Source organism: Ruegeria lacuscaerulensis, assembly GCF_013034685.1.
GTDB classification, from domain to species: domain Bacteria; phylum Pseudomonadota; class Alphaproteobacteria; order Rhodobacterales; family Rhodobacteraceae; genus Ruegeria; species Ruegeria lacuscaerulensis_B.
Genome location: NZ_WQGO01000002.1, coordinates 593,104 through 610,996, shown reverse-complemented (window position 1 = coordinate 610,996; position 17,893 = coordinate 593,104). Strand labels below are relative to the sequence as shown.

The window sequence follows — 17,893 nt, the reverse complement described above, 5'->3', positions numbered from 1 at the left end:
CGCGCTTATTTCGGAGACCAGATGATGGACCAAAACGCACAGATACTGACGCCACCCTCCGAACCTCGTGAGTTCGGGTTCTTCATGGAGGGCAGCTGGGTACCTGCCGGAGACCGCGATCTGTTCGAGCGGTCTTCGCCCGGACATGGCGTGCCAGTTACACGTATTCCGCGTTGTACAGAGGACGATCTGAACACCATTGTCGCTTCGGCCCGCACGGCCTTCGACGACCGCCGGTGGTGTGGGTTGTCCGGGGCCGACCGCGCGGCGGTCTTGCTTAAAGCCGCTGAGTTGATCCGCCAGCGCACCGATGAAATTGCCTATTGGGAGACGCTGGAGAACGGCAAACCCATCAGCCAGGCGCGGGGCGAGGTCAGCGGTTGCGTTGGCATGTTCGAATTTGCAGCAGGTTTGGCGCGGGCTCTGCACGGTGACAGCTTTAACAACAGTGGCGATGGCGCCATGGGGATTGTCACACGCGAGCCCGTTGGCGTGGTTGGCCTGATCACGCCTTGGAACTTCCCTTTCCTGATCCTTTGCGAACGGGTGCCTTATATCCTCGCTTCGGGCTGCACGATCGTTGCCAAACCTTCCGAGGTGACCAGTGCCACGACCTTATTGCTCGCCGAGATCCTGTCGGAAGCGGGATTGCCGGATGGTGTGTTCAACGTGGTCACCGGATCAGGCAGCGTGATCGGCCAGAAGCTGGCGGAACACATGGATGTGGATATGCTGTCCTTTACCGGCTCGACCGCTGTTGGTCGATCGGTCGTTGCAGCGTCGGGGCAGAGCAATTTCAAAAAGCTAGGCTTGGAACTTGGGGGCAAGAACCCTCAGATCGTCTTTGCCGATGCCGACCTAGAAGACGCAGCCGATGGCGTAGCTTTCGGCATCGCATTCAACACGGGCCAGTGCTGTGTATCCGGCGCGCGCTTGCTCGTTGAACGCTCGGTTGCAGAAAAGTTTGCAGGCATGGTCGCGGACAAGCTGCGCAAGGTCCGCGTGGGCGATCCGTTGGACGAGCGCACCCAGGCGGGCGCGATCACGACAGACGCGCAGAACCGCACCATCCTGTCCTACATCGCCAAGGGTCAGGAAGAGGGCGCGACCCTGCTGATCGGGGGCGGAACGCCCGAAATCGCGGGTGGGCAATATATCGACCCGGTCATCTTCACCAATGCGACCAACGACATGGCCATCGCGCGGGAAGAGATTTTTGGACCGGTTCTGGTCGTCATCCCTTTCGACACGATTGACGAAGCGATCTCGATTGCCAACGATACTGAATACGGTCTGGCGGCAAGTGTCTGGACCAAGAATATCGACAAGGCGCTGACGATTTCTCGCCGTGTTCAGGCGGGACGGTTCTGGGTCAACACAACCCTGGCTGGGGGACCCGAACTGCCGATTGGCGGATTCAAGGCTTCTGGTTGGGGCCGCGAGGCCGGGATGCATGGCGTCGAGGAATATACGCAGATCAAGTCGATCCATGTCGAGATCGGCAAACGGTCACATTGGGTAGAGTAATGGCAATCGGATTTGACTATATCATCGTTGGTGGCGGATCAGCGGGCTGTGTTTTGGCCAATCGCCTGACCGAAGACGGCGCCGTCAAGGTGCTGCTGCTGGAGGCGGGCGGAAAGGACAATCACCCGTTGATCCACATGCCTGTGGGCTTTGCCAAGATGACGGACGGGCCGCATACCTGGGGTTTTAACACCGTCCCGCAAGTCAACGCCAACAATCGCGAAATCCCCTATGCTCAGGGCCGGGTGATCGGTGGTGGAAGCTCGATCAATGCCGAGGTGTTCACGCGCGGCAACCCGGTCGATTATGACCGTTGGGCCAATGAGGAAGGGTGCGAGGGCTGGGCCTTCAAGGATATCCAGAAATACTTCATTCGCTCCGAACGCAATGCGATCCTGTCCGGAGACTGGCACGGGACCGAAGGGCTTTTGGGTGTGTCCAACATCCCAGACCCGCAAGAGATGACCCGCGCCTTTGTACGCTCGTGCCAAGAGGCGGGCATCCCTTATAACCCGGATTTCAACGGGGCGGTTCAAGAAGGTGCAGGCGTTTACCAGACGACCACTTGGAATGCGAAACGCTGCTCGGCTGCTGTAGGATATCTGAAACCTGCGATGTCGCGCGGGAACCTGACGGTCAAAACTGGGTGTCAGGTGCATCGGATTGTCATCGAAAATGGCCGGGCGACCGGTGTTGAATTCGATCAGGGCGGACAGGTTGAGACGGCATCGGCGGATCAGGAGGTGCTGATCACTTCGGGCGCTATTGGAACACCCAAGCTGATGATGTTGTCGGGTGTCGGCCCCGCCGCGCATCTGCGCGAGCACGGGATCGAGGTGAAACAAGACTTGCCCGGTGTGGGTGAGAACCTGAACGACCATTTCGGCATCGATATCGTGGCCGAACTGAACGGGCACTATAGTTTGGACAAATACAACAAGCCCCATTGGGCGGCCTGGGCTGGAATACAGTATTACCTGTTCGGCTCAGGGCCTGTTACTTCGAACGTGGTTGAAGGCGGGGCGTTCTGGTATGGAGACGACACGGCCACGGTGCCGGATCTGCAATTTCATTTCCTTGCGGGGGCCGGTGCCGAGGCCGGGGTTCCCAGTGTGCCCAAGGGCAGTTCGGGCATTACGCTGAATTCGTATACTGTCCGTCCCAAGGCGCGCGGCACCGTACGTCTACGTTCGAACAAGGTCGAGGATATGCCGCTGGTCGATCCCAATTTCCTGGGTCACCCGGATGATCTGAAAATCTCGGTCGAAGGAGTGAAGCACAGCGTCGATATTTTTCGGCAGAAAAGCCTTCAAAACTACATCCGCAAAATTCACTTCCCCGGTGACAACGTGAAAACACAGGCCGAATACGAAGCCTATGCCCGCCAATATGGCCGTACCTCCTATCACCCAACATGTACTTGCAAAATGGGTGTGGATGAGATGGCGGTGGTCGATCCGCAAATGCGGGTGCGCGGGGTTGATGGGCTGCGAATCTGCGATAGCTCGGCGATGCCCAGCCTGATCGGATCAAACACCAACGCACCGACAATCATGATGGCCGAAAAAGCATCGGACATGATCCGGGGCAATCACTGAACTTGAAAGCGTTCCCCAAACTGGCGGTGCCGTATCCCGGCACCGCTTTTTTTCCTTAGTCCCACTCGGGGGCCCACGGCACTAGATCTTCGGTTACAATCCGGTATCCGGTTTGGGTCATCGCGTCGATCCGGTCCATGTCGATGCTGGACAGCGTGAAATCCATAACGTCGAAATTGGCCTGAATGTTGGCCCGTTTGGTGGACATGGTGTTGATCGACACCCCTTTTTGCAGAATCCAACGCAGCACGACCTGCCCCGCCGTTTTTCCATAGCCTGCGCCGATCTCGGCAAAAAGCGGATGCTTGAACACCTCGCCGCGCGCGACTGAGCAATAAGACGACAGCGGAATACCTGTCTCGGTGGCAGCGGCTAGCAGGACATCCTGATTCAGCAAAGGATGAAACTCGACCTGGTTCGAGACAATCGGCGCATCAATGATTTTTACCGCGTCACGCATCATCTGGGCGGTATAGTTCGATACACCAATATTCTTCGCCAACCCCTTTTCATAAGCTTGCGCCAGCAGTTGCAGCGAAGGTGCGATATCCCCTCCGATCGGCGGCCAGTGCAGCAACAGAACATCGACATAGTCCAGACGCAGTTTCTTGAGGCTTTCCTCGACCGAAGGCAAGAACTCTGCTGCGCCAAAATTGTCGGGGTGCACTTTAGTTGTCACGCAGATCTCTTCGCGGGGCAATCCCAGATCGGTCAGCGCGTCACCGGTTTCTTTTTCATTTCCATACATTTGTGCTGTATCGAAGGAACGATACCCAACCTCAGCCGCGATGCCCATTGCGGCGCGAAGCTCTTTCTCGGTCAGTGGAAAAGTGCCAAATGTACGTTGATTGGTATTCTGAAAGTATATGTTCACGATGATGCTCCCAAAGGACAAGTTTGCAAGTAACCTAATAGTTACTTGTATTCTGGTCAATTCCTTCGTTTTGGTAATTTCAGTTGCCTTTTGTCGCCCGCCAAGGCATAAACTTATAACCAATTAGTTACTTTCGTGAGGATCGCATGACAAAGCAGATGACAGCGCGCGAAGCGGCCAATCTCGTACCGGATGGGGCGACTGTGGCGGTGAATTCGTCCAGCGGTCTGTGCTGTCCCGATGCGGTTCTGAAGGGTTTGGGCGAACGTTTCGATGAGGAAGATGCGCCGACAAACCTGACCACCATTCATCCCATCGCGGCCGGAGATTTCTTTGGCACCAAAGGGGTCGATCATATTGCCAAACCTGGTCTGCTGACGCGGATCATTGGTGGCTCGTATCCGTCAGGTCCCAGCAATGCTGAACCGCCCTTGATCTGGCAGATGATCACGGGCGAGCAGGTGCGGGCGTATAACGTGCCCTCAGGCATCATCTTCGACATGCTGCGCGAAGCGGCGGCCAAACGGCCCGGTGTTCTGACCAAAGTGGGAATGGACACCTTTGTCGATCCTCAGATCGAAGGCTGCGCCATGAATGCAGCGGCGCGGGCCGAGCCCATTGTCAAACGAATGGAGTTTGAGGGCGAAGATTGGCTGTATTTCAAATCCATGGCCCCCAACGTTGCCATTATCCGCGCGACCACAGCTGACGAAAAAGGCAACCTGAGCTTTGAGCATGAAGGAGCCTATCTGGGCGCGATGGAAATGGCACTGGCGGCTCGCAACAATGGCGGTGTGGTCATCGCGCAGGCAAAGCGGATCGCGGCGGCGGGCAGTATCCGTCCCCATGACGTACATGTGCCGGGTATTCTGGTGGACGCGATTGTCGAAGCGCCCGATCAGTTGCAGACCACTGCCACAGAATACGACCCCGCAATCTCGGGCGAATTGACCCGTCCCATCGAAAGCTTTCGCACGGCCGAGTTCAACATTGGCAAGGTCATTGCCCGCCGCGTCGCGAAAGAACTGAAAGACGGCTGGGCCGTCAATATCGGTTTCGGCATCTCAGCCAACGTTCCGCGCATTCTGGTCGAAGAGGGGCTGCATGGCTCGGTCACATGGATGATTGAGCAGGGCGCAGTGGGCGGTGTGCCGCTGTTGGATTTCAAATTTGGCTGTTCGGCCAATGCCGAGGCGTTCGTGCCGTCACCGCATCAGTTCTGTTACTTCCAGGCGGGTGGCTTTGATGCCTCGCTTCTGTCCTTCCTTGAGGTGGACAAACACGGCTCGGTCAATGTCTCGCGCCTGTCGGCCATCCCGCACCGCACGGCGGGGGCCGGAGGATTCGTTGATATCACGGCGCGGGCGCGCAAGATCGTGTTCTCGGGCAATTTCAATGCGGGCGCAAAAATGACGGTCGAGAATGGGCAGATCACCATCCTGAAAGAGGGGAAAGTGGCCAAGTTTGTGGACGAGGTTGACCAGATTTCCTTCTCGGGCCAGCGCGCGCAGATGCAGGGGCAGGACGTGACCTATGTGACCGAGCGCTGTGTGATCAAACTGACCGATGATGGGCTGATGATCACCGAAATTGCACCGGGCCTAGACTTGCAGCGGGATATTCTGGATCAGGCAGCAACTCCCTTGCTGGTCTCGGAGGATTTGAAAACCATGGATGCCGATCTGTTTGATCCGGCATTGATGGGATTGGAGTTGCAGTCGGCGTGATGGACCATTTCCTGCTCGATATCCAAAACGGCATAGCTCGGCTGACGATCAACCGCCCGGACCGGCTGAACGCGCTGACCGAAGCGATGATGGATGATCTTTTGGCGTTGTGTCGTCAGATCGAAAGGGCAGAGGATGCACATGTTGTCATTCTGACCGGTGAAGGCAGGGCGTTTTGCGCAGGCGGAGACATTGATGCCTGGGCCGATCATACGCCCGATGGATTTGCGCGGCACTGGCTGCGCGACGGGCACCAGGCCTTGGACGCTTTGGCGCGGCTGCGGCAGCCGGTGATCGCTGTGCTGAACGGTCATGCGTTGGGGGGTGGGTTGGAACTGGCTGCTTGCGCCGATCTGCGCATCGCCGAGGCGCATATCCGAATTGGCCAACCCGAACCCGCCTTGGGCATCATTCCGGGCTGGTCCGGTACACAACGCACCGTGCGTCGTTTCGGAGCGCAAACCGTGCGCCGCATGGCACTGTTCGGAACTCAGTTCGACGCGGTCGAGGCCGAGCGTCTGGGGTTGGTGGATCAGGTCGTTGAACAAGGCCAAGGTCTGGCTGCCGCGACCGAACTGGCCGAAACGCTGCGCCATCGTGGGCCTATTGCGACCGAGTTGGTCAAAATGCTGATCAACGCCGCCGAGGGCGAAGAGCGTGAACGCGTTTTCGAAGTTTTGGCTGGCCGCGCTGCCGCTATGCAGCCCGAGCTTCAGACCGGGTTGGCCGCCTTCAAGGCCCGCAAAAAAGCAGATTTCTGGAAGTAACATCCAAAGGACACAAGCATGATCCGCCACCTTGTCCACCTGCGCTTTACTGACACCGTGTCAGAGGGTGAAAAACAAGCGCTCTACGATGATCTGGCCGCGCTTTCGGGCCATATCGACGGCATTCTGGATTTTCAGCACCGTAAGAATATCTCGGTCGAAACGCCCCTGGTGCGGGGGTTCAACGACATGTTCTGGTTTGATTTTCGGGACATTTCGGTGCGTGACGCTTACCTTGTGGACCCCACCCATCAAGAAATTGGCGGACGGATTGTGGCCAAACTGGAGGGCGGCGCGGACGGCGTCTTTGTCTGCGACATCGAGATGTAGCACCCGACAGCGCAGGTCAGTCCGCCGTGGCAGGGCCTGCGTGACGCTCAGCAACAGGCGCGAAAGCGGCTGACGATCGTGTCTAGAACCTCATCGGGGTCGTGTTTCCACCAGTTTTCGGCCGAGAAAATCTCGACCTCGCACAGCCCGTAATAGCCGGCAGATTCTACCGCATCACGCAGGGCACGCAGATCGGCGACGCCGTCTCCCATCATACCGCGATCGAGTAAGACGTCGGTCGTGTCGGCCAGCCAATCACACAGGTGATATCCCAATATGCGGCCTTGCGCTCGGCGGGCCAACGTGTCGGCCAGCGTAGTGTCCCACCAGACATGGTAAACGTCGATGGCAACGCCCACATTTTCTGCTCCAACAGCATCGCAAACATTCAGCGCATCCGCCGCTGTCATCAGACAGGTCCGGTTCCCGGCTGTCGCGGGGTTCAGGGGTTCCAGCGCTAGGTTAACGCCTCGGTCCGCTGCATAAGGCGCCGCCCGCGCCACCCGGTCGGCCAGGATTTTCTGACTGTCCAGAACGCCTTTGGTTCCGGGCTCTGGTCCGCCAGTGACGATAGTCAGGACGTTCGTCCCAAGGCCTGCGGCCTGATCAATGGCCAGGTAGAAATCATCCATAATCTGCTGGTCCGAGGGCAAGGCCAGCGGTCCGGTCAGAAATGGCGTCCGGCACAGACCGACCACTTGCATCCCTGCCGCGCGCACCCGGTCGCCGATTTCCACCTCGCGCCCACTCAACTCGCGCCGCCAGAAGGTGATGCCGCCATAGCCGAGCGCCGCGCAGGCGTCGATCACCTGCTCGGGCGACCATCCGGCACCATGGCCATCAAGATTGTGGCCTAACGTAGCCGTATTCAGCGCCAGCGCAGAATGATCGTCAGAGAAATCGCGCAAAAATCAGACCCCGTAGAGCTTCAGCATATGCCCCATGCGCGAAACCGCCAGATCAGGGTCGCGCAACAAGCCGCATTCATCTGCCATTTTGAAGCAATCGGTGAAATAGGGCAAAGACCGGGTCGCCTGCGCGCCGTTCAACATCACGAAATGATCCTGAAACCCGTTCAGCCATGCCAGAAACACCACGCCGGTTTTGTAGTATTGCGTGGGCGCGCGGAATATGTGCCGGGCAAGTGGAACGGTCGGGTCCAACGTCGCGCGGAAGGCCGCGGTATCACCTTCGCTCAGTTTGCTGACCGCATAGGCCGCCGCCGGGGCGAGGGGGTCGAATATCCCCAGCAGGGCGTGCGAAAAGCCTTGCTCATCACCCTCGATGAGTTCGGGGTAATTGAAATCGTCGCCGGTATACATCTTGACCCCGTCCGGCAGAAGGCGGCGCATGATGATCTCTTTTTCCGCGTCCAATAGCGAGATTTTAATGCCGTCGACCTTGTCCGGATTAGCGCGGATCACGGTCAGTGCGGTGTCCAGCGCATCGTCAAAACCTGCGCCACCCCAATACCCAGCAAGCTGCGGGTCAAACATCTCGCCCAACCAATGCAGGATAACCGGGTGATCGCAGGCCTCCAGCACATCGGAATAAACTGCGATATAGTCATCCGGCCCCGTCGCAACCTTGGCCAGCGCCCGAGACGCCATCAGGATAATGCGTCCGCCCAGCTTTTGGATTGCTTCGACCTGCTCCAGATAAGCGCGGCGGACATCGTCCAGCGATGTGGCATCTGCTGGGTCCAGATGATCCGTCCCACAGCCATTGGCGACCAGGGCATCCGGCAGCTCTTCTTTCGTGCGCCGGATCAGCTCTAGTGCTCCGGTCCAGTCCAGCCCCATGCCGCGTTGGGCGGTGTCCATCGCTTCGGCGATGCCCATACCCATCCCAGCCAGATAGTGGCGGAATTCCATGGTCTTGGCCCAATCCACCTGAGCGGGACCTGTAGGGTCGTGATCACCAAACGGGTCCGCCACGACATGGGCAGCGGAATACAGCACGCGGGCCGAATTGGGCGTCAGCTTCGACGGCGCAACAGGGGTGCCGACAAGGGCATAGTCATGCAGCGTTCCGGCCGTATCAGGCAGTTTGATCTTCATCAGTCGACCTCAGAAACGGGGGACCAGCATCCCGGCATCGGCCGAGATCACCTGTCCGGTGGTATAGGGAAGTTTGCCGCTGGCCAGCGAGGCGATGATATTGCCCATATCCTCGGGCTGACCGACACGTGGGAACAGGGTCAACCCATCCTTGGCGCGCTGTTCATAGCTGTCGATCACCGGGGCGGTCATCTCGGTCGCGATCAGTCCGGGCTGCACGTCGTAGACCGCGATATTCTCGGGACCCAGCCGCACGGCGAAGGTTTTCGACACCATAGCCGCCGCCGCTTTTGACGCGCAATATTCCGCGCGCGGCGCCGCGACTGCGGACGCGTTTGACGAGGTCACGTTGACAATTGAATGGAACGCGTTTGCATCTCGATCCCGCGCCAGCAGACGTTTGGCAAAGGCCTGAGACAGAAAGAACATTGCCTTGGTGTTGATTTCCATACAGCGGTCATAGCTTTCTTCGGACACCTCCAACAGATCTCCGCGCTGAAGAACGCCAACGCCGGCATTGTTGACCAAGGTCGTCAGAGGGCCCAGCTGGTATTCGATGGCCGACAGTTGCTCTTCATGAGCGTCGATGGCCGAGACATCGAACGCAGCCGCCACGGCCGGAACACCAAGGTCGCGAACCCTGTCCAGCGCGGCCTGCAACTCTGCGTCCGCTTCCGGGCCGTTCACAGCGATGGCAAACCCTTGTTTTGCCAAGGCTATGGCAGCCGCCAGGCCGATCCCGCGGGACGATCCTGTTACTAATGCAACCTGTCTGCTCATGTAGCAGCCCCTTTTGCAAGTAGTTCCCGTGCGATGATCATACGTTGAATTTGGTTGGTGCCTTCATAAATCTGGGTGATCTTGGCGTCGCGGTAAAGCCGTTCAACCTCAAAACCGCGAATATACCCGGATCCACCAAAGACTTGCACCGCATCCGAGGACCGCTGCACAGCCATGTCACCGGCAAAGCATTTTGCCATAGAACATGCCTTGGTTGCATCCTGACCTGCGTCGATCTTGTAAGCGGCAGAATGAACTAGCAAACGGGCGGCTTCGACGTCTTTGGCAATATCGGCCAACAACCACTGGACACCCTGAAAATCTGAGATCGGCTTGTTGAACTGTTTGCGCTGCTTCGCATAATCCGTTGCGGCTTCTAGACCGGCCTGACCGATCCCCACTGCAAGAGCAGCGATGCCTACGCGGCCTTTGTCCAGAACGCTCATCATCATGTGGAACCCGCGCCCTTCTGTGCCCAACAGCGCATCGGCCGGCAGGCGCACATCGTCGAAGGAGAGCGGGCCAACCTGGCTGGCGCGCTGGCCCATCTTGATCTCTTTCGGGCCGCGCGTAACGCCGTCAGCATGCAGGTCGACCATGAAAATCGACATGCCGCGATGCCCGGCCTCGGGGTCGGTACGAGCCAGAACAAAACCCACATCCGCAACGGGCGCGTTGTGAATCCAGATTTTACCGCCATTCAACACCCAGCCGTCGCCATCACGTACCGCCATAGTCCGGATGCCAGACACGTCGGTGCCCGCTTCGGGTTCCGTGATGCAATAGGCAGGGCGCATTTTTGCGGCCAGCAATTCCCCCAACCATTTGCTTTGTTGCTCGGCCGTCCCGTGGCGCACCAGTAGGGTCGTCACTAATTCAAGAAGGCCACATTGATCCGCGATTGAGGCGTAACCATGAGATAATTCCTCCATCACCAAGGCATAGGTTAAAGTGTCGAATCCGGGCCCTCCCAATTCTTCAGGTACGCCGATACCGAACAGGCCGAGTTCAGCCATTTGGTCATAGATTTCAGAAGGAAAACGAGAATCGCGATCTAGTTCTTCCGCGGCGGGGCGAATGACATCCTGTGCGAACTGGCGGGTCATATCGCGGACCTGGATATGTGTTTCGGTCAGAAACATGGTGGCGTCCCCAAATGTAACTAATCAGTTACTAATATGATGTCCTAGGTGCCCGCGTCAAGTGGCTTGATCGAGAGTGTGAATTGATATAAATAACCAAACAGTTACTTAAAAGAAGGCAGATCGGACCGCCCCGGTTTGCGCAAGGGAGGTTTGCATGACACCAAATTCCAAGGCCAAATTCGGCCGCGTAGATCTTGAAGTATCCACCTTCGGCTTTGGCACTGCGCCGATTGGCAACATCTTTCGCGAGATTGACGAGCAAACCTCGGACGCGATGATTCAGCACGCTTGGGATGCTGGTGTTCGCTATTTCGACACGGCACCAATGTACGGCCACGGCCTGTCCGAATTGCGCACCGGTCAAAGCCTGCGCTGGAAGAATCGGGACGATTTCATCCTGTCCTCCAAGGTTGGGCGCGTTCTGAAACCGGCGCGCCGTCAGGATATCAACTTTGAACCTTGGACCAATGCTGCCCCCTTCACCATGCATTTCGACTACAGCTATGACGGTGTGATGCGCTCGTTCGAGGACAGTCTGCAACGCATGGGGCTGGAACGGATGGATATCTGCTTTATCCACGATATCGACGTGTTCACCCGTGGCGACGAACAGCCCGAAGTGTTCAAGCAGGCAATGGATGGGGCCTGGAAGGCACTGGAAAGCCTGCGCAATCAAGGCATTGTCAAGGCGATTGGCGTAGGCGTCAACGAATGGGAAGTCTGCCACGCCGCCTTGGAACAGCGCGACTTTGACTGCTTTCTGTTGGCCGGACGCTATACGCTACTGGAACAGGATGCTTTGAATAAATTCCTTCCCATGTGTGAAGAGCGCGGCGCCGCCGTTGTCGTGGGAGGGGGGTTCAACTCAGGCATTCTGGCGACCGGCGCCAAAGAAGGGGCCAAGTACAACTATGCGCCAGCCCCGGCAGACATAATGGAAAAGGTCCGTAAAATCGAAGCCGTCTGCGCCGAGTATGATGTTCCACTGCCGGCAGCCGCGCTGCAATTTGTCGTCGCCCACCCGGCGGTACCGACCTTCATGGCTGGAACACGGACGGTCGAGCAGTTGGACCAGAACCTCAACTGGTTCAGCCACGACATTCCATCCGATTTCTGGGCCGATCTGAAAACCAAAGGGTTGCTGCGCGAGGACGCTCCGGTTCCCGCATGACTGGGCTCCTAAAGGCCGGCACCTACGGGTTTCATGACCTGGAAACCGGTGATCTTATACATACCGAAACGGCCGAGATATCGGCGGACCTGATCACGAGCTTTGCGAACCTGACCGGGGACCGTTACGCGCTGCACCTGGATGATGACGTCGCGCGCGCTCGGGGCTTCAGGTCTCGGGTGGCCCATGGACTTTTGGTGCTTTCGGTGGTCGATGGGCTGAAATTCCAGGCCGAAGCAAAACTGGGTGGTCTTGCTTCGTTGGGTTGGGATTGGCGTTTTGAAAACCCGGTATTTGCGGGCGACAGGATACGAGCTGTTCTGACGGTGACGGCAAAACGCATCACCGCGTCTGGCAAGCGCGGGATCATCGCGTTCCACTTCGATGTTCTGAACCAGGATGATCAGCGGGTTCAGCAGGGTACCAACGAATTGATCTTTGATTTATAGATGGGGAAGAGATGTCGGTTTCGATCTCGAAAAAGATGATCACGTACAGCGCGGCGTCCACAGCCGTTCAGGCGGCCATAGGGTACGCTCAGCAAAATGGCTGGGCAGTTGCCGCAATCGTCGTTGATGCCAGCGGTCACATGCTGGCGGCGGGGCGGATGGACAACGCGCCTGCGGCTGTTGCTGGATTTGCATTGGACAAGGCCCGAACCGCGGTTCTTGGCAAATCCACCCAGGATTTCGCAAAACGCATGCTGTCCGGGCCAGAGCTCCAACTGGGAATGGTCAATCGCCCCAATATTTGCGCATGGGAGGGCGGGATACCGGTTCACGAGAATGGAGTTCTGATCGGCGCGATTGGCGTATCTGGCGCAGCAGGGCCAGAGGACGTGCAATGCGCCAAGGCCGGACTCGACGCGATCGGCCTCTGACCTCAAGCAATCAATGCCCGGCTTCTGGCGTTGCCAGCGCCGAGCGCGCACCGAAACGAAAGCCCGGCTTATGCAGCCGGGCTTTTGAGCTTTGAGCGGCTCAAAGCCCCCATTTCTCGCGGTTCTGGTCGAAGAACCCTTGGGCTTTTTTGACTTCGATCCAGTTGTTCACATAGTTGATCCAGACCTGATCGCCCTGCGGCAGGATCATCGCAATCGGCGAGGGTGACCGTGGGCCCGCATTCTTGACTCGCACAACCGGGAATTTTTCTTCCAGCGTTGAGCCTTCGATATTCGAGGTGATGAACACGTCGGCACGCCCGGCGATCACCTCCTGAAAGCCGCGGGCCGGGGCCTCGACCACTTTGATCTCGGCATTCGGGAACCATTCACGCACACGTTTTTCAAAGGTGGTGCCCAAAGTGGTGGCGACCTTGACGCCCGGCTGGTTGATCGAGTCATACCCGTCGAACTTGTCAGCCTTGTCCTTGGTTGTGTAGGGGAACAGTTCGACCGAGATATAGCTGTCCGAAAACCCCGCGACCTTCATGCGCGGCGGTGAGATCGAGGCCGAGCCCGTCAGGTGGTACTTGCCTGCCACGACGCCGTTGACCAGTGTTTTCCAGTCGGTCGGCACATACTCGACCTCAACCCCCAGATCGGCGGCCAGTTCGTTCATGATGTCGATGTCATAGCCCTTGTAGCTATTGGTCGCCGGATCGCGCAGCGACATAGGGTTCCAATCCCCCGTCGTACCCACCTTCAGCACGCCGGAATCCAGCACCTCGTTCAGGGCCGACTGCGCGTGGGCTGCACCCGTCACGACCAGACTAAGCGCCGCAATGGCGGCGGCTTTGCATATACTCTTCATGGACTTCTCCTGTTGGTGGTGTTTCGACTTCGTGGCCGCTTTCGAGGTTGATTTAAGCGCAAAGCCAAAGATAACCTCAAGAAAATATTCTAATATCAACAAAAAGGGGCAGGTCGGCCAATGTCAGAAGCCGCCATAGAACTTGCGGGCGTGAACAAATGGTTCGGCGACTTTCATGTTCTGAAAGACATCAACCTGACCGTGAATGCCGGGGAAAAGGTCGTCATTTGCGGCCCTTCCGGGTCGGGCAAGTCCACGGTTGTCAGATGTATCAACCAATTGGAAAAGCACCAGAAAGGCGCGATCCGGGTGGATGGGGTCGAGCTGACCGACGATCCCAAATCCGTCGCCACGATCCGGTCCGAGGTTGGCATGGTGTTTCAGCAATTCAATCTGTTTCCGCATCTGACCGTGCTTGAAAACCTGACCCTCGGCCCGATCAAGGCGCGAGGCCTGTCCCGCAAGGAGGCCGAAGAAAAAGCCCGCCACTATCTGGACCGCGTCCATATCCCCGATCAGGCCGACAAGCGCCCCATTCAGCTTTCGGGTGGCCAGCAACAGCGCGTCGCCATTGCCCGCTCTCTGTGCATGGAGCCGCGCGTATTGTTGTTCGACGAGCCGACCTCGGCCCTGGACCCCGAGATGATTTCCGAAGTGTTGGACGTCATGGTCGAACTGGCGCAAGAGGGGATGACCATGGTTGTCGTCACGCACGAGATGGGTTTTGCCCGCAAAGTGGCCGACAAGATGATCTTCATGGATGCCGGTGAGATTGTTGAGGAAGGGCACCCCGAACATTTCTTCACCAACCCGCAATCCGAGCGCTGCCGCAAATTCCTGTCGCAGATTCTACAGCACTGAGAGAGGCCGATGAAAAAACTTCTGCTGATCGTGCCCTTGCTGTTGCTGGCGGGCTGTTCTTCGTCCCAGACTTGGGGCTGGTATGTGATCGACCCGACCACGCAATCGGGCTGGACGAATGTGAAATTCCTGATCTCGGGCATGTGGGCGACGATCCAGATCTCGCTGATCGCCGCCGTGCTGTCGATCGTACTCGGCCTGATGGTCGCGCTGCCCGGCCTGTCAGAGAAACGCGGCTGGCGCTGGGTCAACCGGATCTATGTCGAATTCGTTCGCGCGATTCCTCTGCTGCCGATGCTGTTCTGGGTGTTTTACGGCCTGCCCATCGTGTTCCAGTCCATGGGGTTGAACATCCCAATCGATCCTTTCTGGGGCGCGATCATCACGCTGGCGATTTCCGACAGCGCCTTTACGGCCGAGATTTACCGAGCGGGCATTCAATCCATCGCTCGCGGCCAACGCGAGGCGGCGCAGACCATCGGGCTGAACTATGTGCAGACCATGCGCTATGTGATCCTGCCGCAGGCGATCCGGCGCATTCTGCCGCCGCTGGCCAACCAGTTTATCTACATCGTCAAGATGAGCGCCTTTGCCAGCGTCATCGGGATGCAGGAACTGACCCGCCGCGCGAATGAGTTGGTGGTGACGGAATACCGCCCGCTGGAGATCTATACGCTGCTGATTTTCGAATACCTGATCCTGGTTCTGATCATCAGCGCGGGCGTACGTTGGCTGGAACGCCGCATGGGCGCGGATGAGCGCGGATAAGGAGAAATAGTCATGGACTGGAAAGACTTCATGGCCGAGACCGAGGCCAATATCGGCACCCTGTCAAAAGAAATCCCCGACACAGTGCGCGGCTTCGGTATCATGGGCAAGGCGGCGAAAACCGACGGCGTCCTCAGCGAAAAGACGAAGGAATTCATTGCTCTGGGGATTGCCATCGCCACTCGCTGCGACAGTTGCATCGGGTTCCACGTCAAGTCCCTGGTCCGTCTGGGGGTCACGCGCGACGAACTGTGCGAGGCCCTGTCCATGGCCACCTATATGGGCGGCGGCCCATCCTTTGCCTACAGTGCCAAAGCACTGAAAGCCTTTGACGAATTTTCGGAGTAACCCCCATGCGTCCTGATCTGGCCGGAGCTGAAGGCTACATTCGCAACACCTGGTATGTCGCCGGACGGTCCGAAGATTTTGGTCGCAACCTGACCGCCCTGCGTATGTTGGACGAAGAGATTGTCATCTACCGCGACACCGTTGGCAAAGCCATCGCGCTGGAAGATGCCTGCCCACACCGCAAACTGCCCCTGTCCCAAGGGACAATCGAGGGCGACCACGTGGTTTGCGGCTATCACGGGCTGACCTTCGGCTGTGGCGGCGAATGCGTCAGTGCGCCGACCCAGTTGGATAACCCCCCGCGCCGCGCCGCAGTGCATGCCTATCCGGCCGAGGATCGCTGGGGCTTTCTGTGGCTGTGGATGGGCGACCCGGAGGAGGCCAGCACAGATGATATCATCGACATCCCCAATTTCGACAACCCGGACTGGGGTAAAACCCAAAAGGGCGCGATGGAAATGGCGTGTCACTACCTTTATATTATCGACAACCTGCTTGACCCCAGCCATGTGGCCTGGGTGCACCTGACCTCATTCGCCGGGGCCGGAACCGACAACCGCCCGCTGGATCTGGAGGAAACAGAGAACGGAGTCATCGTCTCGCGCTGGATCGCGGATGAGCCCGCGCCACCCTATTACGCTCCAATCTTGCCCTTTGGCCCAAGCTGTGACCGCAAGCAGCACTACGAATGCCGCCTGCCCGCGACGGCGATCAATATGTCCGTCTATACTCCAACGGGCGAGGGCGGGGCGGACCGGCCCTTTTCAGCAAACGCGTTTGTCAATATTTCGTACAACTTCATCACGCCGGTCGATGGTGAGAATTCACGCTATTTCTGGTTCCAGCATCGCAACATGCATGCGGATGACACGGCCATGTCCCAACGCATGTTCGACGGGGCGGTCATGGCGTTCAACGAGGACAAAGAGGTGCTGGAACATGTCCAGACCGGCATGGCCCGCCGCAAGACCGGGTATATCAATCTGGGGCTGGACGCAGGCGCCATGCGGTTCCGCGCCCGTGTCGCCAAACTGATCGCCGGGGAAGAGGCCGCGCGACTAGCTGGCTGACAACCGACCGTTCGGGCCTTGTCCGACCTGTTGCGCAGGGGCGTCGAACACGGCCCGGATGCTGGGATAGGCCTCGAGAATATCGGAACCGCCCTCAATCAGCTCGGGCCGGAACACGCCGTGCTCCCACACGGCCACGCCGTCGACGCGGATTGTGGGGTCCAGCACGTTCAGGCAGATCTCGCCCGGCGCATAGTTTCCGCAGGTATGGAAATGCATCAAACGGGGGTTCCCAAAGGCCGAGCCGCTCCAGCGTTCGTAATTCTCATGCGCGGGGGTGGGGTAGGCGCAGCCAGGGTGAATGCCTGCGTGCCAGGAATGCATTGTCATCGGGTCTAGGTCGAACATCTGGCCGACCTTCTCGTAGTGCATCTGCGCGCAATGCACGTCCATTGGATGGCCCGAGAAGCCCGTTAACCTGTTGTCTTCAAACGCGACCGCAAGCGGTTCCTGCAAATCGCAGCCATATGGTTCGTAGAATTTCGACCCGGTCCCGACCAGAAACCCATCCTGTATGACCACGCCCGAAAACCCCGCCGAAGGTACCGGCGCAAAGACCGACATTGGAAAGCGGGTCACGCTGACATCCGCCGCACTGGCGGTCGGGAATGCAGCGCCCGGTCCGCAGAAATCGGTGCCAAGCGGGCAGGTGACATGAATATGCGTCGCATCCGCCAGCGCTGTGTTCACCGCATTCTTGAGAGCGACAAACCCCGCGTAGTCGGCCGAGCCAAATCCCGATCCCAACATCTCGACATCCAGCGCATAGGACATGATCGGCCGGATATTCGAAATCTCGGGATTAAAGCGAAGCTGATCACCCGTGCGCGACAGGAACAATGTGCGATCGGCTGCCTTCATTTCAGCCACGACGGACTGCGGCAATCGCGCTTCCATCGGGTCAAAGGGTATGGTTTGCACCGACGCCCTGACGCCGTTCTGACGGGCGCATTCCACAATAACATCAGCGATCTCGGAATCGTAATAGGCGTAGTCGGGGTCTTCGCGCAGCACAAGAAGGTGGTCGCCTGACGACAACCCGGCGCAGTTGAACAACAGGTTTTCAGCGCCCGCTTTCTGGTTCGGACGAATCATGATGGTGGCTCCTGCGCGATG

General features: G+C 58.2%; 19 protein-coding genes. 12 read left to right on the top strand and 7 right to left on the bottom strand.

Annotated elements, in window-relative coordinates; genetic code table 11:
• The first annotated feature begins 21 nt into the window (after positions 1-21).
• Both GOV80_RS07210 and GOV80_RS07205 read left to right on the top strand, forming a co-directional pair.
• Positions 22-1,527 (top strand): aldehyde dehydrogenase family protein, encoded by a 1,506-nt coding sequence (locus GOV80_RS07210; protein ID WP_237215691.1) that lies wholly within the window; start codon positions 22-24, stop codon positions 1,525-1,527.
• The gene (locus GOV80_RS07205) at positions 1,527-3,125 is read left to right on the top strand and encodes a GMC family oxidoreductase (protein WP_170783540.1); all 1,599 of its coding nucleotides are present in this window, start codon (positions 1,527-1,529) and stop codon (positions 3,123-3,125) included. The genes GOV80_RS07210 and GOV80_RS07205 overlap by 1 nt, the downstream gene beginning before the upstream one ends.
• Positions 3,126-3,180: 55 nt before the next feature.
• On the opposite strand, the gene GOV80_RS07200 is transcribed toward GOV80_RS07205, so the two are convergent.
• On the bottom strand, positions 3,181-3,999 hold the full coding sequence (locus GOV80_RS07200) for an aldo/keto reductase (RefSeq protein WP_170783538.1): 819 nt from the start codon (positions 3,997-3,999) through the stop codon (positions 3,181-3,183).
• Positions 4,000-4,145: 146 nt separating this feature from the next.
• Between GOV80_RS07200 and GOV80_RS07195 the strand changes: the two genes are divergently transcribed.
• Genes GOV80_RS07195 through GOV80_RS07185 form a run of 3 tightly spaced genes read left to right on the top strand, consistent with a single transcriptional unit; the run spans position 4,146 to position 6,823 of the window.
• Complete coding sequence (locus tag GOV80_RS07195) at positions 4,146-5,726, top strand: acyl CoA:acetate/3-ketoacid CoA transferase (protein WP_170783536.1); 1,581 nt, start codon at positions 4,146-4,148, stop codon at positions 5,724-5,726.
• Complete coding sequence (locus tag GOV80_RS07190) at positions 5,726-6,493, top strand: enoyl-CoA hydratase/isomerase family protein (protein ID WP_170772202.1); 768 nt, start codon at positions 5,726-5,728, stop codon at positions 6,491-6,493. Before GOV80_RS07195 ends, GOV80_RS07190 begins: the two co-directional genes overlap by 1 nt.
• Before the next feature lie 18 nt (positions 6,494-6,511).
• Positions 6,512-6,823, top strand: coding sequence for a Dabb family protein (locus GOV80_RS07185; protein WP_170783534.1), 312 nt, complete (start codon positions 6,512-6,514; stop codon positions 6,821-6,823).
• A 47-nt stretch (positions 6,824-6,870) separates the two neighbouring features.
• Here the strand turns inward: GOV80_RS07185 and GOV80_RS07180 are convergent, their stop codons facing one another.
• Genes GOV80_RS07180 through GOV80_RS07165 form a run of 4 tightly spaced genes read right to left on the bottom strand, consistent with a single transcriptional unit; the run spans position 6,871 to position 10,805 of the window.
• Complete coding sequence (locus tag GOV80_RS07180) at positions 6,871-7,731, bottom strand: sugar phosphate isomerase/epimerase family protein (RefSeq protein WP_170783532.1); 861 nt, start codon at positions 7,729-7,731, stop codon at positions 6,871-6,873.
• Between the two features lie 3 nt (positions 7,732-7,734).
• Entirely contained in the window at positions 7,735-8,883 is a 1,149-nt protein-coding gene (locus GOV80_RS07175; protein ID WP_170783530.1) for a dihydrodipicolinate synthase family protein, read from the bottom strand.
• A gap of 9 nt (positions 8,884-8,892) precedes the next feature.
• Positions 8,893-9,663, bottom strand: coding sequence for a 3-ketoacyl-ACP reductase (locus GOV80_RS07170; RefSeq protein WP_170783528.1), 771 nt, complete (start codon positions 9,661-9,663; stop codon positions 8,893-8,895).
• Entirely contained in the window at positions 9,660-10,805 is a 1,146-nt protein-coding gene (locus GOV80_RS07165; RefSeq protein WP_170783526.1) for an acyl-CoA dehydrogenase family protein, read from the bottom strand. Before GOV80_RS07165 ends, GOV80_RS07170 begins: the two co-directional genes overlap by 4 nt.
• Before the next feature lie 157 nt (positions 10,806-10,962).
• Here GOV80_RS07165 and GOV80_RS07160 point away from each other — a divergent pair, with 157 nt between their 5' ends.
• Genes GOV80_RS07160 through GOV80_RS07150 form a run of 3 tightly spaced genes read left to right on the top strand, consistent with a single transcriptional unit; the run spans position 10,963 to position 12,859 of the window.
• Positions 10,963-11,979, top strand: coding sequence for an aldo/keto reductase (locus GOV80_RS07160; RefSeq protein WP_170783524.1), 1,017 nt, complete (start codon positions 10,963-10,965; stop codon positions 11,977-11,979).
• Positions 11,976-12,428, top strand: a complete 453-nt coding sequence (locus GOV80_RS07155) for a MaoC family dehydratase (protein ID WP_170772187.1) — start codon at positions 11,976-11,978, stop codon at positions 12,426-12,428. The genes GOV80_RS07160 and GOV80_RS07155 overlap by 4 nt, the downstream gene beginning before the upstream one ends.
• A gap of 11 nt (positions 12,429-12,439) precedes the next feature.
• Complete coding sequence (locus GOV80_RS07150; protein WP_170783522.1) at positions 12,440-12,859, top strand: GlcG/HbpS family heme-binding protein; 420 nt, start codon at positions 12,440-12,442, stop codon at positions 12,857-12,859.
• A 100-nt stretch (positions 12,860-12,959) separates the two neighbouring features.
• Here GOV80_RS07150 and GOV80_RS07145 read toward each other — a convergent pair whose 3' ends face one another.
• Positions 12,960-13,730, bottom strand: coding sequence for a transporter substrate-binding domain-containing protein (locus GOV80_RS07145; RefSeq protein ID WP_170772183.1), 771 nt, complete (start codon positions 13,728-13,730; stop codon positions 12,960-12,962).
• Between the two features lie 120 nt (positions 13,731-13,850).
• On the opposite strand from GOV80_RS07145, the gene GOV80_RS07140 reads away from it, so the two are divergent.
• Genes GOV80_RS07140 through GOV80_RS07125 form a run of 4 tightly spaced genes read left to right on the top strand, consistent with a single transcriptional unit; the run spans position 13,851 to position 16,777 of the window.
• Positions 13,851-14,591 (top strand): amino acid ABC transporter ATP-binding protein, encoded by a 741-nt coding sequence (locus tag GOV80_RS07140; protein WP_170772181.1) that lies wholly within the window; start codon positions 13,851-13,853, stop codon positions 14,589-14,591.
• Positions 14,592-14,600: 9 nt separating this feature from the next.
• On the top strand, positions 14,601-15,359 hold the full coding sequence (locus tag GOV80_RS07135; RefSeq protein ID WP_170772179.1) for an amino acid ABC transporter permease: 759 nt from the start codon (positions 14,601-14,603) through the stop codon (positions 15,357-15,359).
• Between the two features lie 12 nt (positions 15,360-15,371).
• Complete coding sequence (locus tag GOV80_RS07130) at positions 15,372-15,707, top strand: carboxymuconolactone decarboxylase family protein (protein WP_170772177.1); 336 nt, start codon at positions 15,372-15,374, stop codon at positions 15,705-15,707.
• Between the two features lie 5 nt (positions 15,708-15,712).
• The gene (locus GOV80_RS07125) at positions 15,713-16,777 is read left to right on the top strand and encodes an aromatic ring-hydroxylating dioxygenase subunit alpha (protein WP_170783520.1); all 1,065 of its coding nucleotides are present in this window, start codon (positions 15,713-15,715) and stop codon (positions 16,775-16,777) included.
• Here GOV80_RS07125 and GOV80_RS07120 read toward each other — a convergent pair.
• The gene (locus tag GOV80_RS07120; protein ID WP_170772173.1) at positions 16,766-17,872 is read right to left on the bottom strand and encodes a hypothetical protein; all 1,107 of its coding nucleotides are present in this window, start codon (positions 17,870-17,872) and stop codon (positions 16,766-16,768) included. The genes GOV80_RS07125 and GOV80_RS07120 overlap by 12 nt on opposite strands.
• Positions 17,873-17,893: the final 21 nt, after the last annotated feature.